The sequence below is a fragment of the Cerasibacillus sp. JNUCC 74 genome, assembly GCF_053667775.1.
The window spans coordinates 2,388,420-2,411,439 of record NZ_CM132207.1; the positions used below are offsets into that span (position 1 = coordinate 2,388,420).

Annotated in this window: 21 protein-coding genes; 8 read left to right on the forward strand and 13 right to left on the reverse strand. The window is 35.0% G+C overall.

The window, feature by feature from the left end; genetic code table 11:
- Nucleotides 1-358 precede the first annotated feature (358 nt).
- The 6 genes from JNUCC74_RS10695 to mnhG are packed head-to-tail and all read left to right on the forward strand — an operon-like array spanning nt 359 to nt 5,644.
- Entirely contained in the window at nt 359-2,674 is a 2,316-nt protein-coding gene (locus tag JNUCC74_RS10695) for a Na+/H+ antiporter subunit A (RefSeq protein WP_454065335.1), read from the forward strand.
- Nucleotides 2,675-2,676: 2 nt separating this feature from the next.
- Nucleotides 2,677-3,015, forward strand: coding sequence for a Na(+)/H(+) antiporter subunit C (locus JNUCC74_RS10700; RefSeq protein WP_454065336.1), 339 nt, complete (start codon nt 2,677-2,679; stop codon nt 3,013-3,015).
- A complete protein-coding gene (locus tag JNUCC74_RS10705; RefSeq protein WP_454065337.1) occupies nt 3,008-4,489 on the forward strand; it encodes a Na+/H+ antiporter subunit D in 1,482 nt (493 codons plus the stop codon). Before JNUCC74_RS10700 ends, JNUCC74_RS10705 begins: the two co-directional genes overlap by 8 nt.
- Nucleotides 4,490-4,495: 6 nt before the next feature.
- Nucleotides 4,496-4,972: a Na+/H+ antiporter subunit E gene (locus JNUCC74_RS10710; RefSeq protein WP_454065338.1), complete on the forward strand. Its 477-nt coding sequence runs from the start codon at nt 4,496-4,498 to the stop codon at nt 4,970-4,972.
- Nucleotides 4,969-5,280, forward strand: a complete 312-nt coding sequence (locus tag JNUCC74_RS10715; protein ID WP_077321022.1) for a Na(+)/H(+) antiporter subunit F1 — start codon at nt 4,969-4,971, stop codon at nt 5,278-5,280. Before JNUCC74_RS10710 ends, JNUCC74_RS10715 begins: the two co-directional genes overlap by 4 nt.
- Nucleotides 5,261-5,644, forward strand: a complete 384-nt coding sequence (gene mnhG, locus JNUCC74_RS10720) for a monovalent cation/H(+) antiporter subunit G (RefSeq protein ID WP_077321024.1) — start codon at nt 5,261-5,263, stop codon at nt 5,642-5,644. The genes JNUCC74_RS10715 and mnhG overlap by 20 nt, the downstream gene beginning before the upstream one ends.
- Before the next feature lie 403 nt (nt 5,645-6,047).
- Here the strand turns inward: mnhG and JNUCC74_RS10725 are convergent, their stop codons facing one another.
- The 3 genes from JNUCC74_RS10725 to murQ form a co-directional block, all read right to left on the reverse strand.
- Nucleotides 6,048-7,121 (reverse strand): DUF871 domain-containing protein, encoded by a 1,074-nt coding sequence (locus JNUCC74_RS10725; protein ID WP_454065339.1) that lies wholly within the window; start codon nt 7,119-7,121, stop codon nt 6,048-6,050.
- Between the two features lie 68 nt (nt 7,122-7,189).
- Complete coding sequence (locus JNUCC74_RS10730; protein ID WP_454065340.1) at nt 7,190-8,569, reverse strand: PTS transporter subunit EIIC; 1,380 nt, start codon at nt 8,567-8,569, stop codon at nt 7,190-7,192.
- 16 nt (nt 8,570-8,585) lie between these two features.
- Nucleotides 8,586-9,476 (reverse strand): N-acetylmuramic acid 6-phosphate etherase, encoded by an 891-nt coding sequence (gene murQ / locus JNUCC74_RS10735; protein WP_454065341.1) that lies wholly within the window; start codon nt 9,474-9,476, stop codon nt 8,586-8,588.
- An 883-nt stretch (nt 9,477-10,359) separates the two neighbouring features.
- On the opposite strand from murQ, the gene sigK reads away from it, so the two are divergent.
- Complete coding sequence (gene sigK / locus JNUCC74_RS10740) at nt 10,360-11,064, forward strand: RNA polymerase sporulation sigma factor SigK (RefSeq protein WP_454065342.1); 705 nt, start codon at nt 10,360-10,362, stop codon at nt 11,062-11,064.
- Nucleotides 11,065-12,347: 1,283 nt separating this feature from the next.
- Here sigK and JNUCC74_RS10745 read toward each other — a convergent pair.
- Both JNUCC74_RS10745 and JNUCC74_RS10750 read right to left on the reverse strand, forming a co-directional pair.
- Nucleotides 12,348-12,542: a hypothetical protein gene (locus JNUCC74_RS10745; protein ID WP_454065343.1), complete on the reverse strand. Its 195-nt coding sequence runs from the start codon at nt 12,540-12,542 to the stop codon at nt 12,348-12,350.
- Between the two features lie 674 nt (nt 12,543-13,216).
- Nucleotides 13,217-13,666: a hypothetical protein gene (locus JNUCC74_RS10750; protein ID WP_454065344.1), complete on the reverse strand. Its 450-nt coding sequence runs from the start codon at nt 13,664-13,666 to the stop codon at nt 13,217-13,219.
- Between the two features lie 916 nt (nt 13,667-14,582).
- Between JNUCC74_RS10750 and JNUCC74_RS10755 the strand changes: the two genes are divergently transcribed.
- Nucleotides 14,583-15,362, forward strand: coding sequence for a matrixin family metalloprotease (locus JNUCC74_RS10755; protein ID WP_077321038.1), 780 nt, complete (start codon nt 14,583-14,585; stop codon nt 15,360-15,362).
- A 1,205-nt stretch (nt 15,363-16,567) separates the two neighbouring features.
- Here the strand turns inward: JNUCC74_RS10755 and JNUCC74_RS10760 are convergent.
- The 8 genes from JNUCC74_RS10760 to JNUCC74_RS10795 all read right to left on the reverse strand — a co-directional run bounded on the left by JNUCC74_RS10760 (nt 16,568) and on the right by JNUCC74_RS10795 (nt 23,018).
- Nucleotides 16,568-16,804 (reverse strand): YrhC family protein, encoded by a 237-nt coding sequence (locus JNUCC74_RS10760; protein WP_077321042.1) that lies wholly within the window; start codon nt 16,802-16,804, stop codon nt 16,568-16,570.
- Between the two features lie 163 nt (nt 16,805-16,967).
- Entirely contained in the window at nt 16,968-17,657 is a 690-nt protein-coding gene (mtnN, locus tag JNUCC74_RS10765; protein ID WP_454065345.1) for a 5'-methylthioadenosine/S-adenosylhomocysteine nucleosidase, read from the reverse strand.
- Nucleotides 17,658-17,683: 26 nt separating this feature from the next.
- Nucleotides 17,684-18,355, reverse strand: coding sequence for a YrrS family protein (locus JNUCC74_RS10770; RefSeq protein ID WP_454065346.1), 672 nt, complete (start codon nt 18,353-18,355; stop codon nt 17,684-17,686).
- Nucleotides 18,356-19,462: 1,107 nt separating this feature from the next.
- Nucleotides 19,463-19,939, reverse strand: coding sequence for a transcription elongation factor GreA (greA, locus tag JNUCC74_RS10775; protein WP_454065347.1), 477 nt, complete (start codon nt 19,937-19,939; stop codon nt 19,463-19,465).
- A 187-nt stretch (nt 19,940-20,126) separates the two neighbouring features.
- A complete protein-coding gene (udk, locus tag JNUCC74_RS10780) occupies nt 20,127-20,762 on the reverse strand; it encodes a uridine kinase (protein WP_454067879.1) in 636 nt (211 codons plus the stop codon).
- A gap of 19 nt (nt 20,763-20,781) precedes the next feature.
- On the reverse strand, nt 20,782-21,420 hold the full coding sequence (locus JNUCC74_RS10785) for an O-methyltransferase (protein WP_454065348.1): 639 nt from the start codon (nt 21,418-21,420) through the stop codon (nt 20,782-20,784).
- 76 nt (nt 21,421-21,496) lie between these two features.
- Complete coding sequence (gene mltG, locus JNUCC74_RS10790; RefSeq protein WP_454065349.1) at nt 21,497-22,615, reverse strand: endolytic transglycosylase MltG; 1,119 nt, start codon at nt 22,613-22,615, stop codon at nt 21,497-21,499.
- A 121-nt stretch (nt 22,616-22,736) separates the two neighbouring features.
- A complete protein-coding gene (locus JNUCC74_RS10795; RefSeq protein WP_216482523.1) occupies nt 22,737-23,018 on the reverse strand; it encodes a DUF1292 domain-containing protein in 282 nt (93 codons plus the stop codon).
- Nucleotides 23,019-23,020 lie beyond the last annotated feature (2 nt).

Consider the following 23,020-nt stretch of genomic DNA (forward strand, 5'->3'; position numbering starts at 1 on the left):
TTTGTGATTTCTAAGGGTTTTTTATTTTTATTGATAATTTAATGTGTTAAAATGTCTTTGTATAAGGCTTCTTACATACGAAGGTAGTAGTCCATCCATTTCTAATATTTTTACTCTAGGACAAAAGTTTGACCCAACCAATTCTAATATGGATTTAATACCACATTTTACCATTCTCTAATTATTGTAATGGAATAAGTAATTACGTATAAAAATAACAAAATATGATTATTTATCCTCGTCACGGGTCTGCCCACGCATGTAAAGCCGAGAACCAATTAAAGTTGGGTTACTGGTGTTCATAGAAAGCAATTATTTTTAAAAGCCGTTTCAGTCTATAAAGGAGGAATTCCAATCCATGTTATTTGCAGTACTCATTCCACTTCTTATTGCATGTTTTATACCTGCATTAAGTAAATTAAAAACAAAAATACATACAGGAATCTTTGTTTTCTTTGTGCCATTCTTTATTTTTATTTACTTTGCTTCCTTTATCGGCACTGATTTTTCACCGGTTATGGAGCAATATAATTGGATTCCATCGCTAGGAATTAATTTTGATTTGTACTTGGATGGTTTAAGTCTGTTGTTTGTCTTATTAATTAGTGGGATAGGTGCATTAGTTGTATTTTATTCCATCTACTACCTAGACAAGTCCGAACAGCTAGGTAATTTTTATGTTTTTTTACTCATGTTTATGAGTGCAATGCTCGGTGTCGTACTATCTGACAACATTTTTGTGCTTTATACATTTTGGGAATTAACATCGATATCATCCTTTTTACTTATCGGTTACTGGCACTTCAAAGAACGTTCCCGTTATGGTGCATTAAAATCAATGCTAATTACTGTCTTTGGCGGGCTAAGCATGTTGGGCGGATTCATTTTGTTGTATGTAATTACTGGAACAACGAGCATACAGGAGATGATTCAGCAAGTAGATATGATTTTAAGCAGTAATTATTTACCATTGATTTTAGGCTTTATTTTAATAGGAGCATTTACAAAATCTGCTCAATTTCCTTTCCATATTTGGCTACCTGATGCTATGGAAGCACCCACTCCGGTCAGTGCCTATTTACACTCAGCTACAATGGTAAAAGCTGGTTTATTTTTAGTTGCTCGTTTTTCTCCAATATTTGCAACATATGAATGGTTCTTTATTGTTGTAAGTGTTATTGGAATTATTACATTATGTTGGGGCTCTTATATGTCCGTGAGACAAACCGATTTAAAAGCAATTCTAGCATTTTCTACCATTAGTCAGCTTGGAATGATTATGGCAATGCTAGGATTTGGATCTCCGATCGCTATATTTGCAGCTGTTTTTCATATTTTAAACCATGCAACATTTAAAGGTAGTCTGTTTATGGTAGCAGGTATTGTCGACCATGAAACGGGTACAAGGGATATTCGTAAGCTTGGCGGTTTAGCAACACTCATGCCAATCACAGCTACTTTGGCGATCTTTGGTACATTCTCGATGGCTGGAGTACCATTGCCATTTTTAAACGGTTTTTATAGCAAGGAAATGTTCTTTGACGCCACACTTGGTTTAGGATCAGGTGGTTGGAGTCAAGTTATTCCTTATTTAGCAGTTATCGGTAGTATTTTTACATTTGTGTATTCCATGTATTTCTTTTTTGGGACATTTACTGGCAAAAAACAATTGGATCAATTACCGAAAAAACCACATGAAGCACCAATTGGCATGCTTATCTCGCCGATTATTTTAGTAGCGGGGGTTATTCTGATTGGTTTGTTCCCAAATATGGTAAATGCTCCATTTTTACAACACGCTGCAACTGCAGTCAATAACGCAGTCGTATACAATAAGGTTTCTTTTTGGCATGGCTTTATAACACCGTTATTTATGTCACTAGCCGTTGTAGGCATTGGAACGGTATTGTTTATAACCAGAAAGAAATGGCAAGCTGTTTACAACTTTCTACCTGGTAAAGCTAGTTTTAATCATATATATAATGGGATTATTAGCAAGCTGGACACGTTTTCTAAGCGTATCACTAACTTTTATATGACAGGTTCATTAAAGACATACATGTCCTTAATACTAAGCACTGTCCTTATCGTTTCCGTTGTATACATGTTTTTAACGGATGGATTTGCTTTTAGTACAGACCAATTAGCTGAACCATCTTTTATTGAAATTGCAGTGGTAGCCGTTATGATCATTGCTGCTATTGCTACTATTTATATGAATCATAATGTTGCTGCTATTTTAGTACTTGGGGTAGTCGGTTTTGGTGTAGCTATACTGTTTGTTATTTACCGGGCACCAGATATTGCATTAACCCAATTAGTTATTGAAACGGTTACGGTTGCCTTGTTCTTGCTTTGTTTTTACCATTTACCAAAAATGCGTAAGTCAACCGACTCACTAAAAACAAAAACAGTAAATGCAATTATCTCCATTGCCTTCGGGGCATTAATAACCATTGTAGCTATTTCGGCAAACAGCAGCAGATGGTTTGATTCCATTTCCGATTACTTTGTAGAGAATTCCCACAAGCTTGGTGGCGGAGATAATATCGTGAATGTTATTTTAGTCGATTTTCGTGGCCTAGATACATTATTCGAAATTTCTGTACTGGGCATCGCCGCTTTAGCAGTAGTTGGCCTCATTAAAATGAAAAAGAATAAGGAGGCTGAATAATTATGGAAATTATTACATCCATATTAGCAGGAGTTTTGTTTGCAACTGCGATCTATAACTTATTACAAAAACAATTAATACGAATTATCATTGGTACAGCTCTTATCTCTCATGGTGCGCATATTCTTATTTTAACGATGGGACGGCTAAAAGCTGGACAACCTCCAATACTAAGAGAAGGTATTTCTAATTATACGGACCCGTTGCCGCAGGCACTGATTTTAACATCTATTGTAATCAGCTTTGGTGTTACAAGTCTCCTTTTGGTGTTAGCCTATCGGGCTTCTCAGGAAAATAATACAGACAATATGGAAGAGTTAAGGGGTAACGAAAATGAGTAATTTAGCAGTATTACCAATCATTATTCCATTAATATCAGCTATCATTCTAATTTTCTTTCATCGCAAGGTGAAGTTATCTAGGGCATTAACGAAGCTGTTTTCATTAATAAGTTTAGGAACTGCCGGTTATATCACTTGGTATGTGCTGGAAAACGGTACGATCATTTTAAATACCGGGGACTGGATCGCACCTTACGGAATTATTTTAGTAATGGATGGATTAGCAGCGATATTAGTGTTGACAACAAATGTTATTGCAACAGCATGTGCTTTCTATGCACCGCATGCAGGATTAGAAAAAAGGGAAATTTATTATTTCTACCCCTTTTTCTTCTTCCTTATCACAGGTGTATCCGGAGCATTTATTACCGGAGACTTATTCAACTTATTTGTATTTTTTGAAGTGCTCTTAATGGCTTCTTATGGCTTAATCGTACTTGGTGGTGGAAAGGTACAATTAAGAGAATCCCTAAAATATTTGTTAATTAATTTATTCTCTTCTATGCTCTTTGTTACCACTGTTGCATTTCTATATGCAGTTGTTGGTACCGTAAATATGGCACAAATTGCAGAGAGAGTTCAAGAAGTTGAACAGCAGGGAATCATTACTACTATCGGGATTCTATTGTTTTTCGTTTTCGCTACGAAAGCAGCTTTGTTTCCATTATATTACTGGTTGCCAAAATCATATATTGTCCCGAATCCGGTCATATCTGCCCTATTTGGCGCATTACTGACAAAAGTAGGAATTTACTCGATTTTACGCACATTTTCACTTATCTTTATCCATAAAACTGATTTAACACATGACATGTTTATTTGGATCGCTGGCTTATCGATGATCTTTGGCGTAATTGGTGCATTATCTACTTCGAATATAAAACTAATTATTGCTTATAATATTATTCCGGCAATCGGGTTTATCATTTTAGGTATTGGTGTTTTAAATCCAGATGGATTAAGCGGATCTATCTATTACTTAATTCATGATATGATTATTAAAACTGCGCTCTTTTTATTAGTCGGAGTAATCGCATCTGTCGCTGGAACCTCCGATCTACGAAAAATGGGTGGGCTTATTCATCATTATCCATCATTGGGCTGGTTATTATTCCTATCCGGGGCTGTATTAGCAGGCTTACCTCCATTCAGCGGTTTTATTGGTAAGCTGTTATTATTAAAAGGTGCATTTGAAGAAGGAGAAATTGCCATTGTTATTATTGGCTTACTTACAAGTCTTCTTATCCTATATTCCATTGTAAAAATCTTTATTAACGGCTTTTGGGGCGATAAAGAAGCGATGACGCATATAGAAAAGAAACCTATTAACGGCTTATTAACACCTATTGTTTCCCTACTAGCATTATCTGTATTATTAGGTGTTGGAGCAGAATTATTCTATCCGCACATCGAGTCGATTGCTACGTATCTACTTGATCCGGAAATTTACATTGATTCTGTATTAAAGGAGTAGTGACCAATGGCTTTTCAGATCGTTATCAACTTAATTATTGCATTCATGTGGATGTTTTTAAAAGAATCCTATTCTGTTCCAAGCTTTATTTCAGGGTATATATTAGGAATTGTGCTTCTCCTTGTATTGCGACGATTTATTCCTGACACTTTCTATTTAAAACGAGTGATAAAAATTATTAATTTAATTTTGTTATTTATTAAAGAGCTGGTCTCATCAAATATTGATATCGTGAAGCTTGTTTATACACCAAAACCAGATATCGAGCCAGGTATCTTTGCACTGCCGACAGAGCTTAGAAGCAATTGGGAAATAACGTTACTTGCTAACTTAATTACTCTGACACCGGGTACGCTGTCAGTTGCCGTTTCCCGTGATAATACGAAACTTTTTGTTCACGCCATGAATATTAATGACAGCAATGAATCCATTCGCTCCATAAAAAATACATTTGAAAAAGCAATTATGGAGGTGACACAATGACAAACATATTAACTGCTTCAGAAAACTTAATAAATATTGCTGTAATTATTTCGTTTATCGGAATATCTATTTCACTAGCATGTTTGTTATATCGAGTTATTACAGGTCCTACTCAGCCTGATCGGGCTGTTGCATTAGATTCAATGGGCATAAACTTAATGGCTGTTGCAGGTATCATGTCAATTTATCTGGTTACACCAAATTTAAATGATGTCATTCTGCTCATCGGTATCCTTTCATTCCTTTCAACGCTTGCAATTGCAAAATATTTAGAAAAGGGTGTTATCATTGATAGAGACTTGGATTAACATCATTTTAAATGTGCTGATCGCCCTATGTATTCTTGCAGGTACTTTTTTCATACTATCTGCTTCCATTGGAGTTGTCCGTTTTCCTGATGTATATACAAAGCTGCATGCTGCTACGAAAGCCTCTACATTAGGCATCTCCTTTATACTAATCGGTGCCTTTATCTTCCTTTATGTGGAACACGCTATTGTTAGTGGTAAGCTGCTTTTGGCAATCCTGTTTATTATGCTGACAGCACCGGTTGGAGGGCACATGCTTGGTCGTGCTGCCCATACAGCCGGAGTGAAGCCATACCTAAAAAAACGTAAGGACGAATATCAGGAAGCTGTCGATCAGCTTAGAGAAGAAGAAAATCAAGGATAAAAGGGATACGATTTAACGAAACATACGTAGGCTTTTTATCGAGAAATTAAAGATGGTTTCTGCTCATTCCAGTAGAAGTCATCTTTTAATTTTTAAAAAATAATCGACTAATTTGTTAATCTCTGCATCACAATCCACTTATCTAAGTGATTTATTATGGACTATTTTAGCTACCCAGCCTTCAAGAGCAATACGTATAGTTTTTCGTTAAAATGGACGTCAAAGCTATGTAAACGAGTGAGCAGAATAGTTATCGTTTAGCTAAAAGACAACGTAACTGTAAAAATTCCTTTTATTCGAATTCAAATATTTGCGACATCCAATCAACTTCCTAAAAAGAAACCATCTATCGAGTGGATTGAAATTTTTACGATAGATGGTTTTTATTTTCTATGATAGTAAATTATATCCATTTAATTCGAAATGTTTGATTGCCTTTGATCCAGCGTAATAATAATACATCCTCTGGTACTACTCTTCCCAACACATTCACTCGATTGTCACTTGGTAAATCTCGTAACGTTATTTGCACTTCTCCTTGGTAACGTTTATAACGTTCATTATCAACAGTAATCGATCCAACTAAACGTTCTATACAATGCGAAGGGGAAATTTTATCCTTTCCTATTGAAGCATAATGCCTAGATTCAACCGATCGTATACAGTCACGTGCTCGATCAGCTCGATTTGTATGCCGTCCTGAAGCTACTTTAATTTCCTTTTCTGTAACAGATGGAGCTGGTACTGCCCGAAGGATTATTTCTTCTTTCTTTTGGTAAGCAGTGAACTGTTCGAGTGTAGACTCACTAATTCCGTTATCGCCAATTAATATTTTTTCAATCTTTCCTTTATTTTTTAAATCAAGATAGGCCGCAAACGGTGACACAAAACGATGCGCTTCCAAAGTAGGGAGCTTTTCATAAAGTGGTCCTCTCAAATTTTGATCACCCGGGATAAAAGCCATGATGGAAATTCCTTCATTTTTTAGCCATTTATTTTTCTCTAAAAAATCCTCCCAATCTAGTCCGGTTTCCGGTCGTGGATAAAAATTATGCCAAGCCTCCGTTGATGTTGTTACTAGTCCGTTTTGTTTTAATTGTTTTAAAGTGGAAGATGTTAGTGTGCTAGCATTAAGTGCAACTTTCATCTGTTTGGATAAATGAGCAATGGTTTTTTCATCTACACCATAATCCACTCGTAAACCGGTGACGCCCCACTTTACTAATTCCGATGCATTTTCCCAATTAAATCCTAATGTCTGAAGAGAAGTTGGAGAAATATCAGCCATCAATTCCATATTTAACTCGTTAGCTAGAGAACCTAATGCCTTCAGTTGATCCTTATACATGGCCGGATTATCTTCTGGTATATGCAGAGAAGTAAAAATCGAATCAAACGCGTATGGTTTCATTTTTCTTATATAAGCTTCTTGTTCTTTCATTTGTTGATGACCCAAATAAACAGAAATTCCTAGCATTGATACCATTCTCCTTGTCTGTTAAATAATCGAGAGAGGAGTTCCTCCCTCGATATACCTGCAATTATCTATATATCTCTCGCCATTTCTTCCTTAAACCCAAATAAATAAGTGAAGATGAAGCCGCCAGCATAAGCGATAACAAGTCCTAAAAAGTATTGAATAAATTTGCCGTCATCAATTAATGGGATAAGTGATAAACCGGAAACACCAATCCCTGTAGCAGCAGTTTGAATCACCGCTTGAAATCCTCCACCAATTGCTGCACCTAAACACGCTGTAACAAACGGACGACCTAATGGCAGGGTAACCCCATATAATAGAGGTTCTCCTATTCCAAGAAATCCAACCGGCAGACCACCTTTGATAATATTCCGTAATCGATTATTTTTTGTTTTCACATAAATGGCAATCGCTGCACCGACCTGCCCCGCTCCTGCCATTGCTAGAATTGGAAGCAAAGCTGTATTATTATACGTATTTATAAGTTCTAAATGAATCGGTGTTAATCCGTGATGCAGTCCTACCATTACCAGAGGAAGAAAGAAACCAGCTAATACTGCACCAGCAATAAATCCGCCCATATTAATTAATGTAGTTAACCCATTTGTAATTCCATCCGATAGAAGTCCAGCTACTGGCATTATTGCATATAAAGACGCAAAACCTACAATTAAAACGGTAATCAATGGAGTGAAAATAATATCCACTGCTGCTGGAATAATTTTTCTAACTCGTTTTTCCAAAAAGCTCATTAACCAAGCTGCAAAAATGACTCCAAATAGTCCACCACGTCCTGGAACTAGTGCTTCACCGTAGATCGTAATATCGGCAAGCAATGGATTAAATAAGAACATGCCCGCAATCGCACCTAATACAGGAGTTCCACCAAATTCTTTTGCAGTATTCCACCCGACAAGTACTGCCAAATACGTAAAGATACCGCTTCCAAGAAGTAGTAAAATTTGCATCAAGGTTGTTTCCGGGTCAGCACCTGCGTTTTTTGCGAAGTTAGCGCCTCCATTAATAATACCAGAGGCAACCAAACCTGGAATTAACGGAATGAAAATATTGCCAAGTCGGCGCAAAAAGTTTTTAAATGGTGTTCTGTTTTTTTGCTTTATTTGTTGTTTTTGCAGTGCTGCTTTTTCCTCAAATGTCAAATTATCTACATCTGGACCTCTTTCTTCGCCAATCCCCAGTCCCGTAATCTGGCTTAATTGTTCCGCAACCCGATTTACCATTCCCGGACCTATGACAATTTGTAACGTCTCATCAATAACTACGCCCATTACCCCATCTACCTGCTTCAATGCATCATGATCCAATTTCGTTTCATCTTTCAAAGAGAGTCTTAATCTTGTCATACAGTGGGCAATGCGCTGTACATTATCTTGTCCACCTATTTGGCCTAAAATTTCTTGTGCCATTCTCTCCTCTTTCCTCATTACGAACTCCTCCCCTTCAATTTAATAATGCTTTTCGCACAAAACCATTTGCTTGGAGAACCTTTTCTCTTGCCTCCTCACAGGAGCATTGGAGTAAGATCATCACAATGGCTACTTTTACATGATGCTTTGCTTTTTCAAGATAATCGCTGGCTGTCTCATAATCTACTTCTGTAGCGTCCATAATAATTCGCTTTGACCTTTCCACCAATTTATGATTCGTAGACTTAAGGTCAACCATTAAATTTTGATACACTTTACCAATGCGTATCATGGAAGCTGTTGAAATCATATTCAATACCATCTTTTGTGCAGATCCAGCTTTTAAACGTGTAGAACCGGTTAGGACTTCTGGTCCTGTCTCTAATTCAATCGCAATGTCTGCATACTCGCTCATCTTCGCCTCCTTATTGCAAGCTATGCTCACAGTGTTAGCTTTCCGTTCTCTTGCATATGATAAAGCCCCTATAACGTAAGGCGTTCTCCCACTAGCTGCAATCCCAATAACAGTATCCTTCTCGGTAAGCCCGATGGTTTGTAAATCCTTTTTTCCCAGATGCGAGTCGTCCTCTGCACCTTCAGCAGCTTTTGTAAAAGCTGCCTCACCACCAGCTATAAGCCCCTGTACCATCTCGGGTTCTGCCCCAAATGTCGGCACACATTCTACAGCATCTAATACTCCAAGTCTTCCGCTCGTTCCAGCACCTATATATATAAGCCTTCCTTCTTGATTGAATGACTGAATTACTAAATGAATGGCTTTTTCAATCGAGGAAAGTTGTGTTTCAATTATTTTTGGTACGCTCTTATCCTCTTTATTCATCATGGTGATAATATCCATAACAGACATTTCATCCAGGTTTTTAGTATATTGGTTCCTTGTTTCTGTGCTTAACTTATCAAACATCGTACTCACTCCTTCATCTAACTATCTTTAGTGTACACGTTTCCAAAACTTTATGTCAATTATTTTTAAAATAATATGAAATAATATTTCATAGCCTTGTCAATTATTTTTCACACATTAGAGCTGTGAAATTGGGATCAGTCATGGTTATTGTTTGCAGTCATACATTCTAAGGTCAACAAAGCATCAGCTAAACCGTTTATTTCTGAAAATAAAAGCTTGCTTTCTAGTATACTTTTTTTCTACTTATTAATAAGGTTTTTATTGATTACTTAATGTTTTAACAAATACATACAAATCGATTATAAATTCTAAAAATATCTAACCACTTGTAAAATTATGCTTTTTGTATCTCCACTACCCATTTAAAAACAAAATTTATCGACTGAAGGACTCATTCTTTGCGATTCAGAAATACTTTTTCCAAATATCGCATAATCCATGGAGATAAAGTGAAACTCCACTCAGTAGGAGTTTTCTTCCATCTCCTACTGAATGTTAGTACCACAAGGGTATGACCTAAAGGCCTTTGAACGAATCGGACATTTAGGTACCGTTTTCTCTCACTTAGACCCTTTTGTATCAACTAAAGGCTCTTGAAGTGGGAGTATTACGGCACCTTACATGCGGGATAAAATCAATATTTCCTGATAATGTTTAAACTGATTTATATAGATAAGCTAATCAAGTATTTGATAATAATTCCCCTCTAACTATATGCATTAAAAATATATTTTATCCCAACAATCATTTGCTTCTCTAACAAGACATAAAAAACGAATATTAATTAGATTATTAACCGGACAGACACGTTATATTCAGATCATACATAAGTATAAATATAGGCAATAGCCCAGACTGATACATGAGGAGGAGGATATATTTGTCCGGCATTCTTAGTGCCCTCGCACTCTTTATTAAAGAAGCGATGTTTTTCGTATCCTATGTCAAAAACCATGCTTTTCCCCAACCTTTACCACCCGAAGAAGAAAAAAAGTACATTAAGCAAATGCAAGATGGAGACGAAACAGCGCGAAACAAATTAATTGAACATAATCTCCGACTGGTAGCACATATTGTGAAGAAATTTGAAAACACAGGAGAGGATGCTGAAGATCTTATTTCAATTGGTACAATTGGACTGATCAAGGGTGTCGAAAGCTATTCCTCTGATAAAGGTACGAAGCTTGCTACTTATGCAGCTCGATGTATAGAGAATGAAATATTAATGCATTTACGAGCATTAAAAAAAGTGAAAAAAGATGTATCTTTACATGATCCAATTGGTCAAGATAAAGAGGGTAATGAAATTAGCCTAATTGATATTTTAGAAGCAGAAAACCAAAATATTATTGAATTTATTCAATTAAATATGGAAATAGAAAAATTAGAGGATTACTTTGAAATTTTAGATAATCGCGAGCGTGAAGTAATTATTTACCGTTACGGATTAAACGATCAAAAAGAATTAACACAGCGTGAGATAGCTAAGAAGTTAAACATCTCAAGAAGCTATGTATCTCGTATTGAAAAACGAGCATTAATGAAGGTCTTTCATGAATATTACCGAAAAGAAAGAAGGCAGTAAAGAAAGTCTTTTTAAATTTTTACAGATGATCTTTTTCCTAACAGAAATTTAAATACAGGGAAGGTCTTCAAATTAAATTACTGTAACAATCAATTAAATACCGTAGTTTTTAACTTCTCTATTCTCTAGTACTTTGTTAATGTGATCTACAATAAAGTGAAACTTCTATCAGTAGGAGTTTTCCTCATATCTCCTACTGATAGATGTAGAACACTCTTAGACTCCCCGGTATCGCCTACAACTCTTGAAGTGAAGTAATCCGGCACCTTACATGCGGGGTAAATTTATCGTTCCCATCAATTTTCCCCCCAAATAACTCCAGCCTTTATTATATCAAATTGATTTGTTCAAGATAGAAAACCTAATCTAATACATTGGTATGGTGAATCCGAACTAAATTGTTCTCCATTTATATTAATTGTTTAGTAGAATAAGTAATTAGACTATGAAATGAAATTAATTTGCTTTTGTAGATGACTCCGTATATTCCAAAAGGGGGCAGTGAAAGTGTCAACAATTCTTCTCTACTTTTTAATTCAATAATATTTGCATATATCCCTAAATTTTTTTGCTCCTTTAACACATGAAACGGTTTTAGTCGTTCATCCCTATTGTTTGAAAAATACGGTTCATGTGAAATACCAAATTTATAAGCTAGTATTTCAAAAGCATAAGTTGTAATAGCTTTTTCAAAAAATCCGTTTTTTATAAAAACTTCTTTACTAAGCGTTCAAGACGTATCCGAATTTGTAATAACAATAACCCCTTGCCTGATTTGTTTTCCAGCATCCTCAATGCATTTAGTGATTAACTTTGAAGCATATCCTTTTCCAGTAATATTTATCCATAAGCAATAGAGAATTAAAAAGTTTTTGCCGTAACGGTTCTTGAAGAATATTCAATAAAACCTGCTGGCTTATTATTTATATGTGTTTTAAAGAGCCAATTACCTTTATTTATGTACTCTGTTAAATTTGGCTTGTTTCAAAGGCAATAACTCCATCATTTCAATTTTCTTTATCTATCTCTACTATTTCAAAACTGTACAATTTGTATTTCTCCTTTATATTTAAAAACATATTTATTCTGTTCTATTCTATGACATATTAATATGTTGGATCCTTTCATTTTATATCATAATATCGTTTTTAATTTTTAGTAATTAGTTTAAAAAATTTAAATTATTTCGGCTCCAATCATGTAAAGTTTTGAAGGAAGAAGTACTAGAACCGTTTACATCGTTCTTAAATTGCAGTATATAAAGTATGATGAAAATCCACTAATTACTTATTTACTGTTTTAGTTTGAACCCGTTTTTTGAAAAATTGTGCCGTGAAAATTAAAATAGCTAAAAGGGAAAATTTAATAATAGGGGAAAAATCGATAAAAAATAAAACAAGCATTCCAAGAACAAAATATATAAAAAATAAAATACCTAAATACACTACTTTTTTTTTCACATTCCACTGTAGTTTCATCTACTCTTCTACTCCTTTGAATCTTTTATATATTCAAATCTTTTTAGTCTACAGCTTTATTGTTTAATTTTTTAGGTAATCGTGTGGGTACTTAAAACTAAAAAGCTCAATATATTAATTGATCAAAATTACCCAGATACTTTATATTATACATAAAAATTCCATCATGGTTAATAATTGTTTAAATCTCTGTTAAATATGGTATCCGCAGAAACAAATTCAAAATGGAATAAGCTAAATGATGTTAATAAGATTTATATAGGTCAGAAATTACGTGTGAAATAAACTGAACTTTGTCAAAAACAACATAAATTATTCTTGTATCTATTCCTGTCCTTAAAGAAGTTGAAGGGATAAAGAAATGGTCCGGTTAACTTCGGGTCTAAGATGAGGACGAAGATTCTATATCAATTTTTTAATTGGTTTCATCCAAGGCTATTCAATCCATGTTTATTGGGGTCTGGTTAAAAATTCCAATTAAATTTTATAAAAAACATGAGAATCATAACTAAATTAACACCATGCTTTTAGATACTTTGGCTATTGATGTAAATAAGATGGTGTTGGGCAAAAAATGCGTGTGAAATAAAAAAAGCCCCATCCTAGTGAATGGGGTACAGAATGTCAATATTTCGGGAAACTCAATAAATTAAAATGACATTATTGTTAGCCTGCTATATTAGCATCTCGCATATTTCTCTATCATTAAGAACTAAATCATAAGGAGATTTTATATCAGACCAATGTAAGATTTTCTTAGTCCAATTACCTTGTTCTTCGGTATCGTTTAGACAAGTGCAAAATTCTAGTATTCCACTCTCGTGTAATGCAGTATGGAGATATTCATATAGTAAGTGTAAGCATTTTTCCTCGAAAGAGTTTCCTATTTTATGGTTTTTAATAGGTAAAAAATTATTATAAACAGCTACTTGATATTTAAATGATAGTATTGGTACATATTTAAATCTTTTTTTTGTTTTAGAGTCGTAATTATCTTCAAATATTAGTTCTATTGCATCTAGCTCATTACTAAAGATATTAGACTGTTTTTCTGATACAGGTTGAGAACCAAAATTACCTTTAGAAAGCTTGTGCGGTGATGATATGTAATAGTATTGAGTCAAAGTTGCATCTCCTTTCTATTCTTCTTCCTTTTCTAGCTCTAAACCATTTATATTCTGTTTTACCGATTCTTTTTATGCCTAAACGGTATTTGCTGTACATTTGTTGCTTAGTTTCGATAAGGTCTTTTTTTGAAAGTCTAATTGCTTCATTAGTTAAATCCAAATATATGTTAGATCCTGGAGATAACTAAAAATGGTTTTGATCATTCCTAAAGACAGCTATTAAAATGGAATAACAATAAAATTAATAGCAAGTTTTCTTAGTTTGTTATTCATATTGATCACCTACACACAGGAACTTTTATTCTTATCGCAAGTACATTATACTCTTTTATTAAAATATCTTTAAACTGTTATTAAATGTCTAGCTCTCTAACCATGGCTTTTGAACTGATAACCAAAGATTGTAAGTAGTAAAGACTCTACTTTTTTAAGTATTTCACTTGTTCTTCTCTTTTCTATACTTCTATTATACTTCGCATAGTATTAAGAGCCGAACTATTTCGATGATTTTTATAACCTATTTTACAGAGTTTTTACATGATCCTATATATTTAACAATTTATCTAACTTTAATTGACATGAAGTTTAAAAGTATTGTAAATTTCTATGAATAACTCAGGAAAATGGAGTTTTGTTTGCTATAATAGTTATGCTCTTCAGCTGCTTAAGAGTTGTATCGAGAGGGGTGATACCATAGATAAATGAAAAAATAGTATATCTAATAAAATGGTTGAGAACCAGACGCAAAATTTGATACGGGGATTGATGAAACGATACAACAATAAAAAAAATTGCAAGCGAATCCGTCGTTGCTAAACGAACGCAGCTGTAGAAGATAATACTCAACAAATACACTTTTTGTCATGGAAAACTGAACTTGGAAAACAAAAACTCAATAAGGGGACAGGCTTTGATGTCAAAGAGAACTTTAAGTAAAATATTATTACTCACCATAACATTTGTTATTATTGTAAACGGTCATTTTATAAATTCGTCAAATGCGCAAGCTCAATCAGAATACATCGTTGATTTTAGCGGGGTATCCGCCCCGATCCTGGTAAATGTCCGGACTGCGCCGTCAGATACTGCGCGTATCGTTGACCAGATATATCCAAATACGCGTGTACAGTTTTCTGGCTGGACGACAGGTAGCTCGTTTTATGACTACTGGACAAACGCACCTGATAACAGATGGTTTTTTTATGAGAGAAATGGTGTAAAGTATTATGTTTCATCAGCTTTTATTAATGGAAACCCACCGGATGTCAATCAACCAACTCAACCAAATCGAGCATTGGTTTCGTACAATGTAAGAATTACCACGGATATTCCAGCTCTTATACAGGCGTATGAGAATGCTATACGAAACTGGAATAATACCGGTGTTGTTTGGTTGTCACAATCACAAAATGCCCCTATAACTTTAGGGGAAGGTTATGCCAGAGGTTATGATGGATATGGATGGTGGCAATCCTATGGTTCAAATGTTACAGGTGGTACAGTCATTCAATGGAATAGAGTAAACCAAAGAAGCGCTTCTTATTTAGAAGCTCTAGCTACTCATGAAATTGGACATGTATTAAAACTGAACCATAGGTCAGATTATTCTATAATGAATAACTATTGGTTAATCAGAATTACAAAGCCAACCGAAAACGACATTAATGACCTTAGAAGGATTTATAGTCGATAACTATGGTTTAGCAATTATTTGGACTGTTTCTTAATATAAGAAAGGGAACACTGCTGCCTTTAATGGTGTTCAGGTTAATATACATAACAAGAAGGCAGGGCATGAAGAGCCTTCTTGTTATGCTCATAACTTTAATGTATAGATGGTTAACAAATTCAGTTCATTATGTTCACTTTTATCAAAATAGTAACTAAAGCAGATCAAATAATAAACTCATTTAAGATCAACGGGAGATAGCCCTATCTTCGCATTATTTTATAAATTTACTAGGAAAATGTATATTATATTTTTTCGAAATTAGTTTTATTTAGGACTTTAAAATTTTGTTTAATCAATCCTTTTATGTGCCACGGAAACGGGAAATAAGTCCTTAGTGGCCCGTCAGTATAATTTAAGCCTGCATGGTAAGCCGTTGGTGTACTGAATATAAAAATCCGCAAATACGGGGGGATGTGCTGTTGCTATTCTTTTTGATGCAAAGTGTTGTCAAAAGAGAACGAAAAACTTAAGATATTACTCAGTGAAAAGGCTCTTGAAATAGCCATTTTACGAGACCTTCTTCAAAGTTAACGAAAAAAAGGTTATCGATTATGCAAGGAGTTGAGTATTTTACGCCCACAACGGTAAAAGTAAGATAGTCTCACATCCCAAAAACTAGCACAAAACCGTACTCTAATCAATTGTGGGGGGCTGGTTTAAGTACCGATTCCTGCATCATAATCATCATCTGCGGAATAATTGATATTTCTAGTCTCCAATAATTTCCTTACTAACCTATATACAACCGTACTATCAAGTTGGGATAATTAACCTTTTAACTTTTCAAGAAGCTTATGCTTTTTAACATTTTATATATTACTATTTTTACCGCCAACACTCTATCCAGAGCCACCTTTAATTTCGTTTAATGTTTAGCGTGCTATCTTGTCACCTTACCTTCAAACTTATTACGATACTTCTAGTTAAAGATATCACCCAAAAGGTAAAAGCGGCCACCGAGATAGTTTATTATCATGGTTCAGCCCTAATATAAAAAATATGTATATGAGATAAACAAAGTTGATGGGGGTTATTCATCGCATTCTTATTTATCATTTTTGCGTCATAAAACTTTTTAATAAATCGACATCCATGCGAAAGCATTTACATAGATCTTTCACTTTTTGTATGAACATCTTAAAAAGCGCCAACTCTTATCTAAAGCGTTAGCGCTTCTCATCCATTGTTTTTTTAATTCGTCGTTGTTTATAAGTAAACCAAAAACCTACCGCTAACGCAAGTAGTGTTAAACCTATAAGCCACTTTCCATCATCAGAAGGACGAATATACGTATAAATCATCGCACCTAAAAATAAATAACTTGCTAAAATTAACAATGCCCCTACAAATCGTTGATAATCTATATATTTTTCTTCCAATTGCTTCTGTTTTTCATCTATCACGTAAAATTACCTCCTTCACTTTAATAATGTATCATAGATTAGGAGAAAGTTTAGGAGGTAATTATTGGATAATTACCACAAACACGCATTTGAATATTTGTTTATTTCGTTAATATCTTTATTATAATCGAGTAGAGTTTTATAACTCTTTGGAAGAAAATCTCTAGTTGGTTCGGATAAACTTTATAATCATATTTGCTGCATTCGTTGCTGCTGTTTGTAAAAATCTATCAAATGAAATGGACGATTCTTTACCCGCAATGTCGGATAGTGCTCGAATGATAACAAATGGTGTACCATATTGATAGCATACTTGGGCAATAGCCGCAGCTTCCATTTCTGCAGCAATCATGGTCGGAAATTTTTTCCGTACAAATGCTACACGGTCTGGATCAGCCATAAATGAGTCACCAGTAGCTATAACCCCCTCTTTATAAGCGATATTCATCTCTTTAATTACGTTAGCAGCCTTTGCCACTAATCTTATGTCAGCATCATACATAGCTGGCATTTTTGGTACTTGACCGTAGGCGTAATCAAAGGCTGTCGCGTCCACATCATGATGCACTACTTGGGTGGAAATAACTACATCTCCTACTTCTAAATCCTCAGCAAATCCACCTGCCGAGCCGGTATTAATCACATATTCAGGTGAAAAACGTTCATGTAAAATAGTTGTTGCCATTGCAGCATTTACTTTACCAATACCTGATTTTAACAAAACTACTTGTTTATTAAATAAGTTACCTTGAACGAATAAGCAATTTGCTACTTCAAGTTCCTCTTTGTCACTCATCTTCTCCTTTAATAAAGCTACTTCCTCATCCATTGCTCCAATAATTCCTATCGTCATATAAAATGCCTCCATAAAGAAATAGGTTAGTTTATCATCACTTGCTTTAGTTTTTCTACTTTTGTTGGTTTCCAACCTCGTTCATCTATCCAGGTTAAATAAACTCGGTAAATTTGTGAGTTATTTGCATTCGATACAGTCGCTTCTACCTTCTGCTCTCCTCCATTACCTACCCAATGAGTAACCATTGACTGTTCCTGTAAACCTGTTACATCAGAAACCGCTTTTGCTATTTCCTTTCTATCTTGCGATCCATCATTGTAATCAGTTGTGTGTGTTCCTGACTGCTCCGTACCAATGGGTTGCCAATCTCCAATATAGGCTTCGATTACATTGTCATCAGAAGGCTGTACCTGTTCAGTTTCCACTGCTGCATTAGTTTCAGACGTTTCTCCTTCTTTGTCCTGTTGTTCTTGATTTGCGTCTTGATCAGATGCTTGTTCTTCTTTCTCTTCAATTCTAGTAAATTGGTCTCGTTCTTCATCACCATCTTGTTCTGAATTTTTTTCTTCAGATTGAGAAGCAGCGTTATTGTTCTTATCTTTAGCAGCTTCATCATCCTTGCCGCCAAATAACCAAAAACCTAGCAGAAAAACAAGTAAGACCACACCTATCACAACTAAAATTGAAATCGATTTTGAGTTTTTTCTACGTTTTTCAAATTTATCGACTCGGGAAACTCTATCAAAATCTTCCATGCCTTCAGCCCTCCTATCATTACTCTATTATAATATCATATTTATAACATAGAATTACATGTTAGGAATATAACATTTTTTTGCTATGTTGAAACAGCTTCAACATTGTTACCCAAAAGCAAATCAACGCTTTCGATATGTAGATGAAGATTTTATCGAAAGTATGCAAATCACAGTATGGTTTAATTTCATGAATTATAGAGTTATACTTTCTAAAGCATCAAGTAAAGAAAGTTTAGTAAAGAGTAATTAATTGCACTTATATTGGATACATAGGCTATCCTTACTTCCCACCAAAACTTCTAGTTAAGATCTTAAAAAACTTGGCGACAAGCCAAGTTTTTATGGCGAAAGCTATCATTTTTCTTATACGATAAAGTGAAACTTCATTCCGTAAAACGCTTTTTACACGGAATGTTAGTTGAACCAATCGGGCATTTAGGTGCCGTTTTCTCCCACTTAGGCTTTTTTGTATCAATTTAGCACTTGAAGTGGGAAACTTACGGCACCTTACATGCGGGATAAAGTGAAACTTCATTCCGTGAAACGCTTTTTACACGGAATGTTAGTTGAACCAATCGGGCATTTAGGTGCCGTTTTCTCCCACTTTGACTCTTTTGTATCAATTCAGCACTTGAAGTGGGAAACTTACGGCACCTTACATGCGGGATAAAGTGAAACTTCATTCCGTGAAATGCTTTTTACACGGAATGTTAGTTGAACCAATCGGGCATTTAGGTGCCGTTTTCTCCCACTTAGGCTCTTTTGTATCAATTTAGCACTTGAAGTGGGAAACTTACGGCACCTTACATGCGGGATAAAGTGAAACTTCATTCCGTAAAACGCTTTTTACACGGAATGTTAGTTGAACCAATCGGGCATTTAGGTGCCGTTCTCTCCCACTTAGGCTCTTTTGTATCAATTCAGCACTTGAAGTGGGAAACTTACGGCACCTTACATGCGGGATAAAGCCTAAAGTTTTATACTTTCCTATAGTGGAAGAAAAAAGACAGCGGAATTCGCTGTCTTTTTAAACTACAATAACGTGAAACTTCATACGAGGAGTTTCTCCTTGAAGGGGAATCTTACAGCAGATGTGGGATAAATTTATTCCACACTAACAATTTTAACTTGAATATCTCCACCTGGCGTCGTAACAGAAACCTCTGCTCCAACCTCTTGCCCAATTAGACTCTGTGCCATTGGTGAATCATTTGATATTTTGCCTTCAAACGGATCCGCTTCTGCACTTCCAACAATCGTATACGTTTCTTTTTCTCCATCAGGAAGTTCTTGAAATGTTACCGATTTACCTAAACTGACCACATTTGGATTTTCATTATCATTTTCAATGATGACTGAATTTCGAATCATTTTCTCAAGCTGAGCGATTCGCGATTCTACAAACGCCTGCTCATCTTTTGCTGCATCATACTCGGAGTTCTCTGAAAGATCTCCAAAATCACGAGCTATTTTAATGCGCTCAACGACTTCTTGACGACGCTCTGTTTTTAAATAATGTAATTCTTGCTCTAATTTTTCTTTCCCCTCTTGTGTCATGTAATAACTTTTCTCTATAGCCATTTCCAAACACTCCTTTTTATTACTTCAACCGTTCTGTTTAAACTAGTTTAATCATCGATATGAAGCAATCTGATACTTTTAACATGGAGCCTGTAAATTTTTCCAAATGTAAGCGCTCCATAATCTAAAAATGTACTAATCATTACTATGGCAGAATTTCAGCTAATTTTCAATACCTTTTATCAAATTAATGTTGCTGATGTTTTAAAAGTATTTTCTCAATTTTAGTAGCCATGATGTCGATAGCTACATGATTTTGACCGCCTTCCGGAATAATAATATCCGCATAGCGCTTGGTCGGTTCAATAAATTGCAAATGGGATGGTCTCACCTTTTGAATGTATTGTTCGATTACAGATTCTAAAGATCTACCACGTTCTTTAATATCGCGCATCAATCTGCGAATAATTCGTAAATCAGCATCTGTATCTACATACACTTTTATATCCATTAAATTCACAAGACGTGGATCTTCCAAAATTAATATTCCTTCTAAAATAATAACATCCTTTGGGTCTACATGGATGACCTCGTTTGAACGAGTATGCAATTTATAATCATAAACAGGTTTATCTATAGACTGACCATTTAACAAACAATTCAAGTGTTCGATTAACAGATCGTTATCAAAAGCTAGCGGATGGTCATAATTTGTATTTAAACGCTGCTCAAACGGCAAATGACTTTGATCTTTATAATAATAATCTTGTTCAATGACGAGAATGGTTTGGTCAGAAAATCGTTGGCAAATAGACCGTGTAACCGAGGTTTTGCCACTACCGCTTCCTCCTGCAACGCCAATAACAACTGGTTGATCTTTCATCATGGATATAGGCTCCCTTCTATGTTTGCTTTATGCTGATCGCTATACCATCACCTACCGGAACAATACTTGTCATAAAACCGGGATGGTGCATGAGCCATTCATTATAAGAAATTAGTTTCTCGACCATTTTTTTATATCTTGGTGGTGTTAACTCTGGTTGAGTAACATATCCTCGGAATAACACATTATCTGTAATGATAATGCCGTTTTCTGTTAATAAAGGTGAGGAGAGCTCAAAAAAACGACGATACTGCCCTTTAGCAGCATCGATCAATATTACATCAAATAATTCATCATTTTGCAAGTCTTTTAGTTCATCTAATGCATCACCAAAAATGATTTGAATTTGTTCTTGTAAGCCACATGTCCGAACATTGTTCACTGCTCCGTTGTACCGTGCTTCATCTCGTTCAATTGTAACAAGCCTTGCCTCAGGGCTGGCCTCGATCATGCGTATCGCTGAATAACCAATTGCCGTACCAATTTCTAAAATTCGTTCTGGCTTGTTTAGATAGAGCAGTTGTTGTACGAAATGGATACTGACTGGATCCATTATTGGAATACGATTCGCTTGTGCATACTCTTCCATTTGTTGAACTTTAAAATTTCGCTTTGGTATATTGCTTGCTAAATAAGCTTTTACGTTTTCATTCATGAAATTACCTCTTTTTTCGATTTAAAACCGACTTCATCCCCCTATATCAGAAAAGATAGGGGGATGATAGATGCAGTTATTTTATATACTTCTGTTTGTTTTTATTATGCTGTTTTAATGTTTCAGCATAATAAATTTTTCCTTTTTCACTGTGAAGAAAGTATAAATAATTAGATTTTTCCGGTTTTAGCACTGCTTGCAAAGAACTTTCTGCAAAGTTTCCAATTGGGCCAACCGGTAATCCTTCTATATAGTACGTATTAAATGGTGATTTCACTTCTAAATCCTTATATAACACCCGGTCTTTATGCTTACCAAGTGCGTATAATACAGTAGGATCTGTCTGAAGCTTCATTCCTTTTTCCAAACGATTTAAAAATACACCAGCAATCTTCTTACGTTGATCTTCACTGCTTGCTTCTTTTTCTACTACCGAAGCAAATGTTACAGCTTCATGTACCGTATAGCCTTGACTTTTGATCTCATCTAAATATTTAGTTAAAATTGCTTCTGTTTTTTTCATCATTTCATTAACAACAACATCTACACTTGGGTCTTCCTCATAAAATTCATACGTCGAAGCAAATAAATAGCCTTCCAACGGTGTCCTAATTTCCTTGTTTAAGATTTCTTTCGATAAAATGGAAGGATAACGATCCATTAATTCTTTAATATAGTCCTGATCGTTTACTTTTTTCAAAAACGCTTTCTTCGTAAAGTTTAATTCTTTCGCATAGATCTCGGCTATTTCATCAATTGTTTTGCCCTCAGGAATCGTTACCTTATATAATGCTTCCGCCATTAATTTCCCATTATTTAATGATTCAATAATCTCATTTAAACTCATGGACGGGGTGAATGTATATTCTCCAGCTTGAAAGTTTGTTTCGTTATTGAATTTAGTATAAAAGCGAAATACAAGTGCATTTTTAATAACGCCTTTTTCCTCCAGCATTGCTGCAATTTCAGAAGACGAAGAACCAATTGGAATGGTTATTTCAATTTCTTTTTTACTGTCTGGATCAACGGGTCCTAAAGCAGACTTGATATAAAAATAACCAAAAACAACAGTAATAATAAAAATTGTCAACAACGCTAAAATAATGAAAGCTGCAATCTTACGAACTGTTTTAGCTTCTTCGCTACGAGCTATGAGGTTGTCCTTAAAATCATTTGTATTTTTCTGTTTGGACATATCGGTTTCCTCCTCGTTCCGCTATATTATACTAAAACTTGACAACAGATGCCATCATTTTATGTAAAAATAAAGCTGATGCCCATATTCAGACATCAGCTTTTATTGCCAGATCCTTTTATTATGAATCGTTTTCCTGATCTGCAAGTGTGTTGAGCATTTCTTCTACCATTTCCCATTCTTCATCCGATTCGATTGGAAACAGTGATAAATCATCTTCATCTTTTTCCTCATAGCGGAAAGCATATACTTCTACTTCCTCTTCTTCCGATTGTTCAACGGGTGTCACTGCAATGTAAGATTGGTGATTTTCATCCACATCAAAAGTGAATAAAACTTCGAACAAATGTTCCTCACCGTTTTCATCCGGAATTATAATTCGTTCTTTTTCTTCAAGCGCCATTT

What these genes read in the sequence shown, in the direction of transcription:
- JNUCC74_RS10695 (WP_454065335.1), top strand. Translation starts at nt 359, where the DNA reads ATGTTATTTGCAGTACTCATTCCACTTCTTATTGCATGTTTTATACCT.
- JNUCC74_RS10700 (WP_454065336.1), top strand. Translation starts at nt 2,677, where the DNA reads ATGGAAATTATTACATCCATATTAGCAGGAGTTTTGTTTGCAACTGCG.
- JNUCC74_RS10705 (WP_454065337.1), top strand. Translation starts at nt 3,008, where the DNA reads ATGAGTAATTTAGCAGTATTACCAATCATTATTCCATTAATATCAGCT.
- JNUCC74_RS10710 (WP_454065338.1), top strand. Translation starts at nt 4,496, where the DNA reads ATGGCTTTTCAGATCGTTATCAACTTAATTATTGCATTCATGTGGATG.
- JNUCC74_RS10715 (WP_077321022.1), top strand. Translation starts at nt 4,969, where the DNA reads ATGACAAACATATTAACTGCTTCAGAAAACTTAATAAATATTGCTGTA.
- JNUCC74_RS10725 (WP_454065339.1), bottom strand. Translation starts at nt 7,121, where the DNA reads ATGCTAGGAATTTCTGTTTATTTGGGTCATCAACAAATGAAAGAACAA.
- JNUCC74_RS10730 (WP_454065340.1), bottom strand. Translation starts at nt 8,569, where the DNA reads ATGAGGAAAGAGGAGAGAATGGCACAAGAAATTTTAGGCCAAATAGGT.
- murQ (WP_454065341.1), bottom strand. Translation starts at nt 9,476, where the DNA reads ATGTTTGATAAGTTAAGCACAGAAACAAGGAACCAATATACTAAAAAC.
- JNUCC74_RS10745 (WP_454065343.1), bottom strand. Translation starts at nt 12,542, where the DNA reads ATGAAACTACAGTGGAATGTGAAAAAAAAAGTAGTGTATTTAGGTATT.
- JNUCC74_RS10755 (WP_077321038.1), top strand. Translation starts at nt 14,583, where the DNA reads ATGTCAAAGAGAACTTTAAGTAAAATATTATTACTCACCATAACATTT.
- mtnN (WP_454065345.1), bottom strand. Translation starts at nt 17,657, where the DNA reads ATGACGATAGGAATTATTGGAGCAATGGATGAGGAAGTAGCTTTATTA.
- JNUCC74_RS10770 (WP_454065346.1), bottom strand. Translation starts at nt 18,355, where the DNA reads ATGGAAGATTTTGATAGAGTTTCCCGAGTCGATAAATTTGAAAAACGT.
- greA (WP_454065347.1), bottom strand. Translation starts at nt 19,939, where the DNA reads ATGGCTATAGAGAAAAGTTATTACATGACACAAGAGGGGAAAGAAAAA.
- udk (WP_454067879.1), bottom strand. Translation starts at nt 20,762, where the DNA reads ATGAAAGATCAACCAGTTGTTATTGGCGTTGCAGGAGGAAGCGGTAGT.
- JNUCC74_RS10785 (WP_454065348.1), bottom strand. Translation starts at nt 21,420, where the DNA reads ATGAATGAAAACGTAAAAGCTTATTTAGCAAGCAATATACCAAAGCGA.
- mltG (WP_454065349.1), bottom strand. Translation starts at nt 22,615, where the DNA reads ATGTCCAAACAGAAAAATACAAATGATTTTAAGGACAACCTCATAGCT.
- JNUCC74_RS10795 (WP_216482523.1), bottom strand. Translation starts at nt 23,018, where the DNA reads ATGGCGCTTGAAGAAAAAGAACGAATTATAATTCCGGATGAAAACGGT.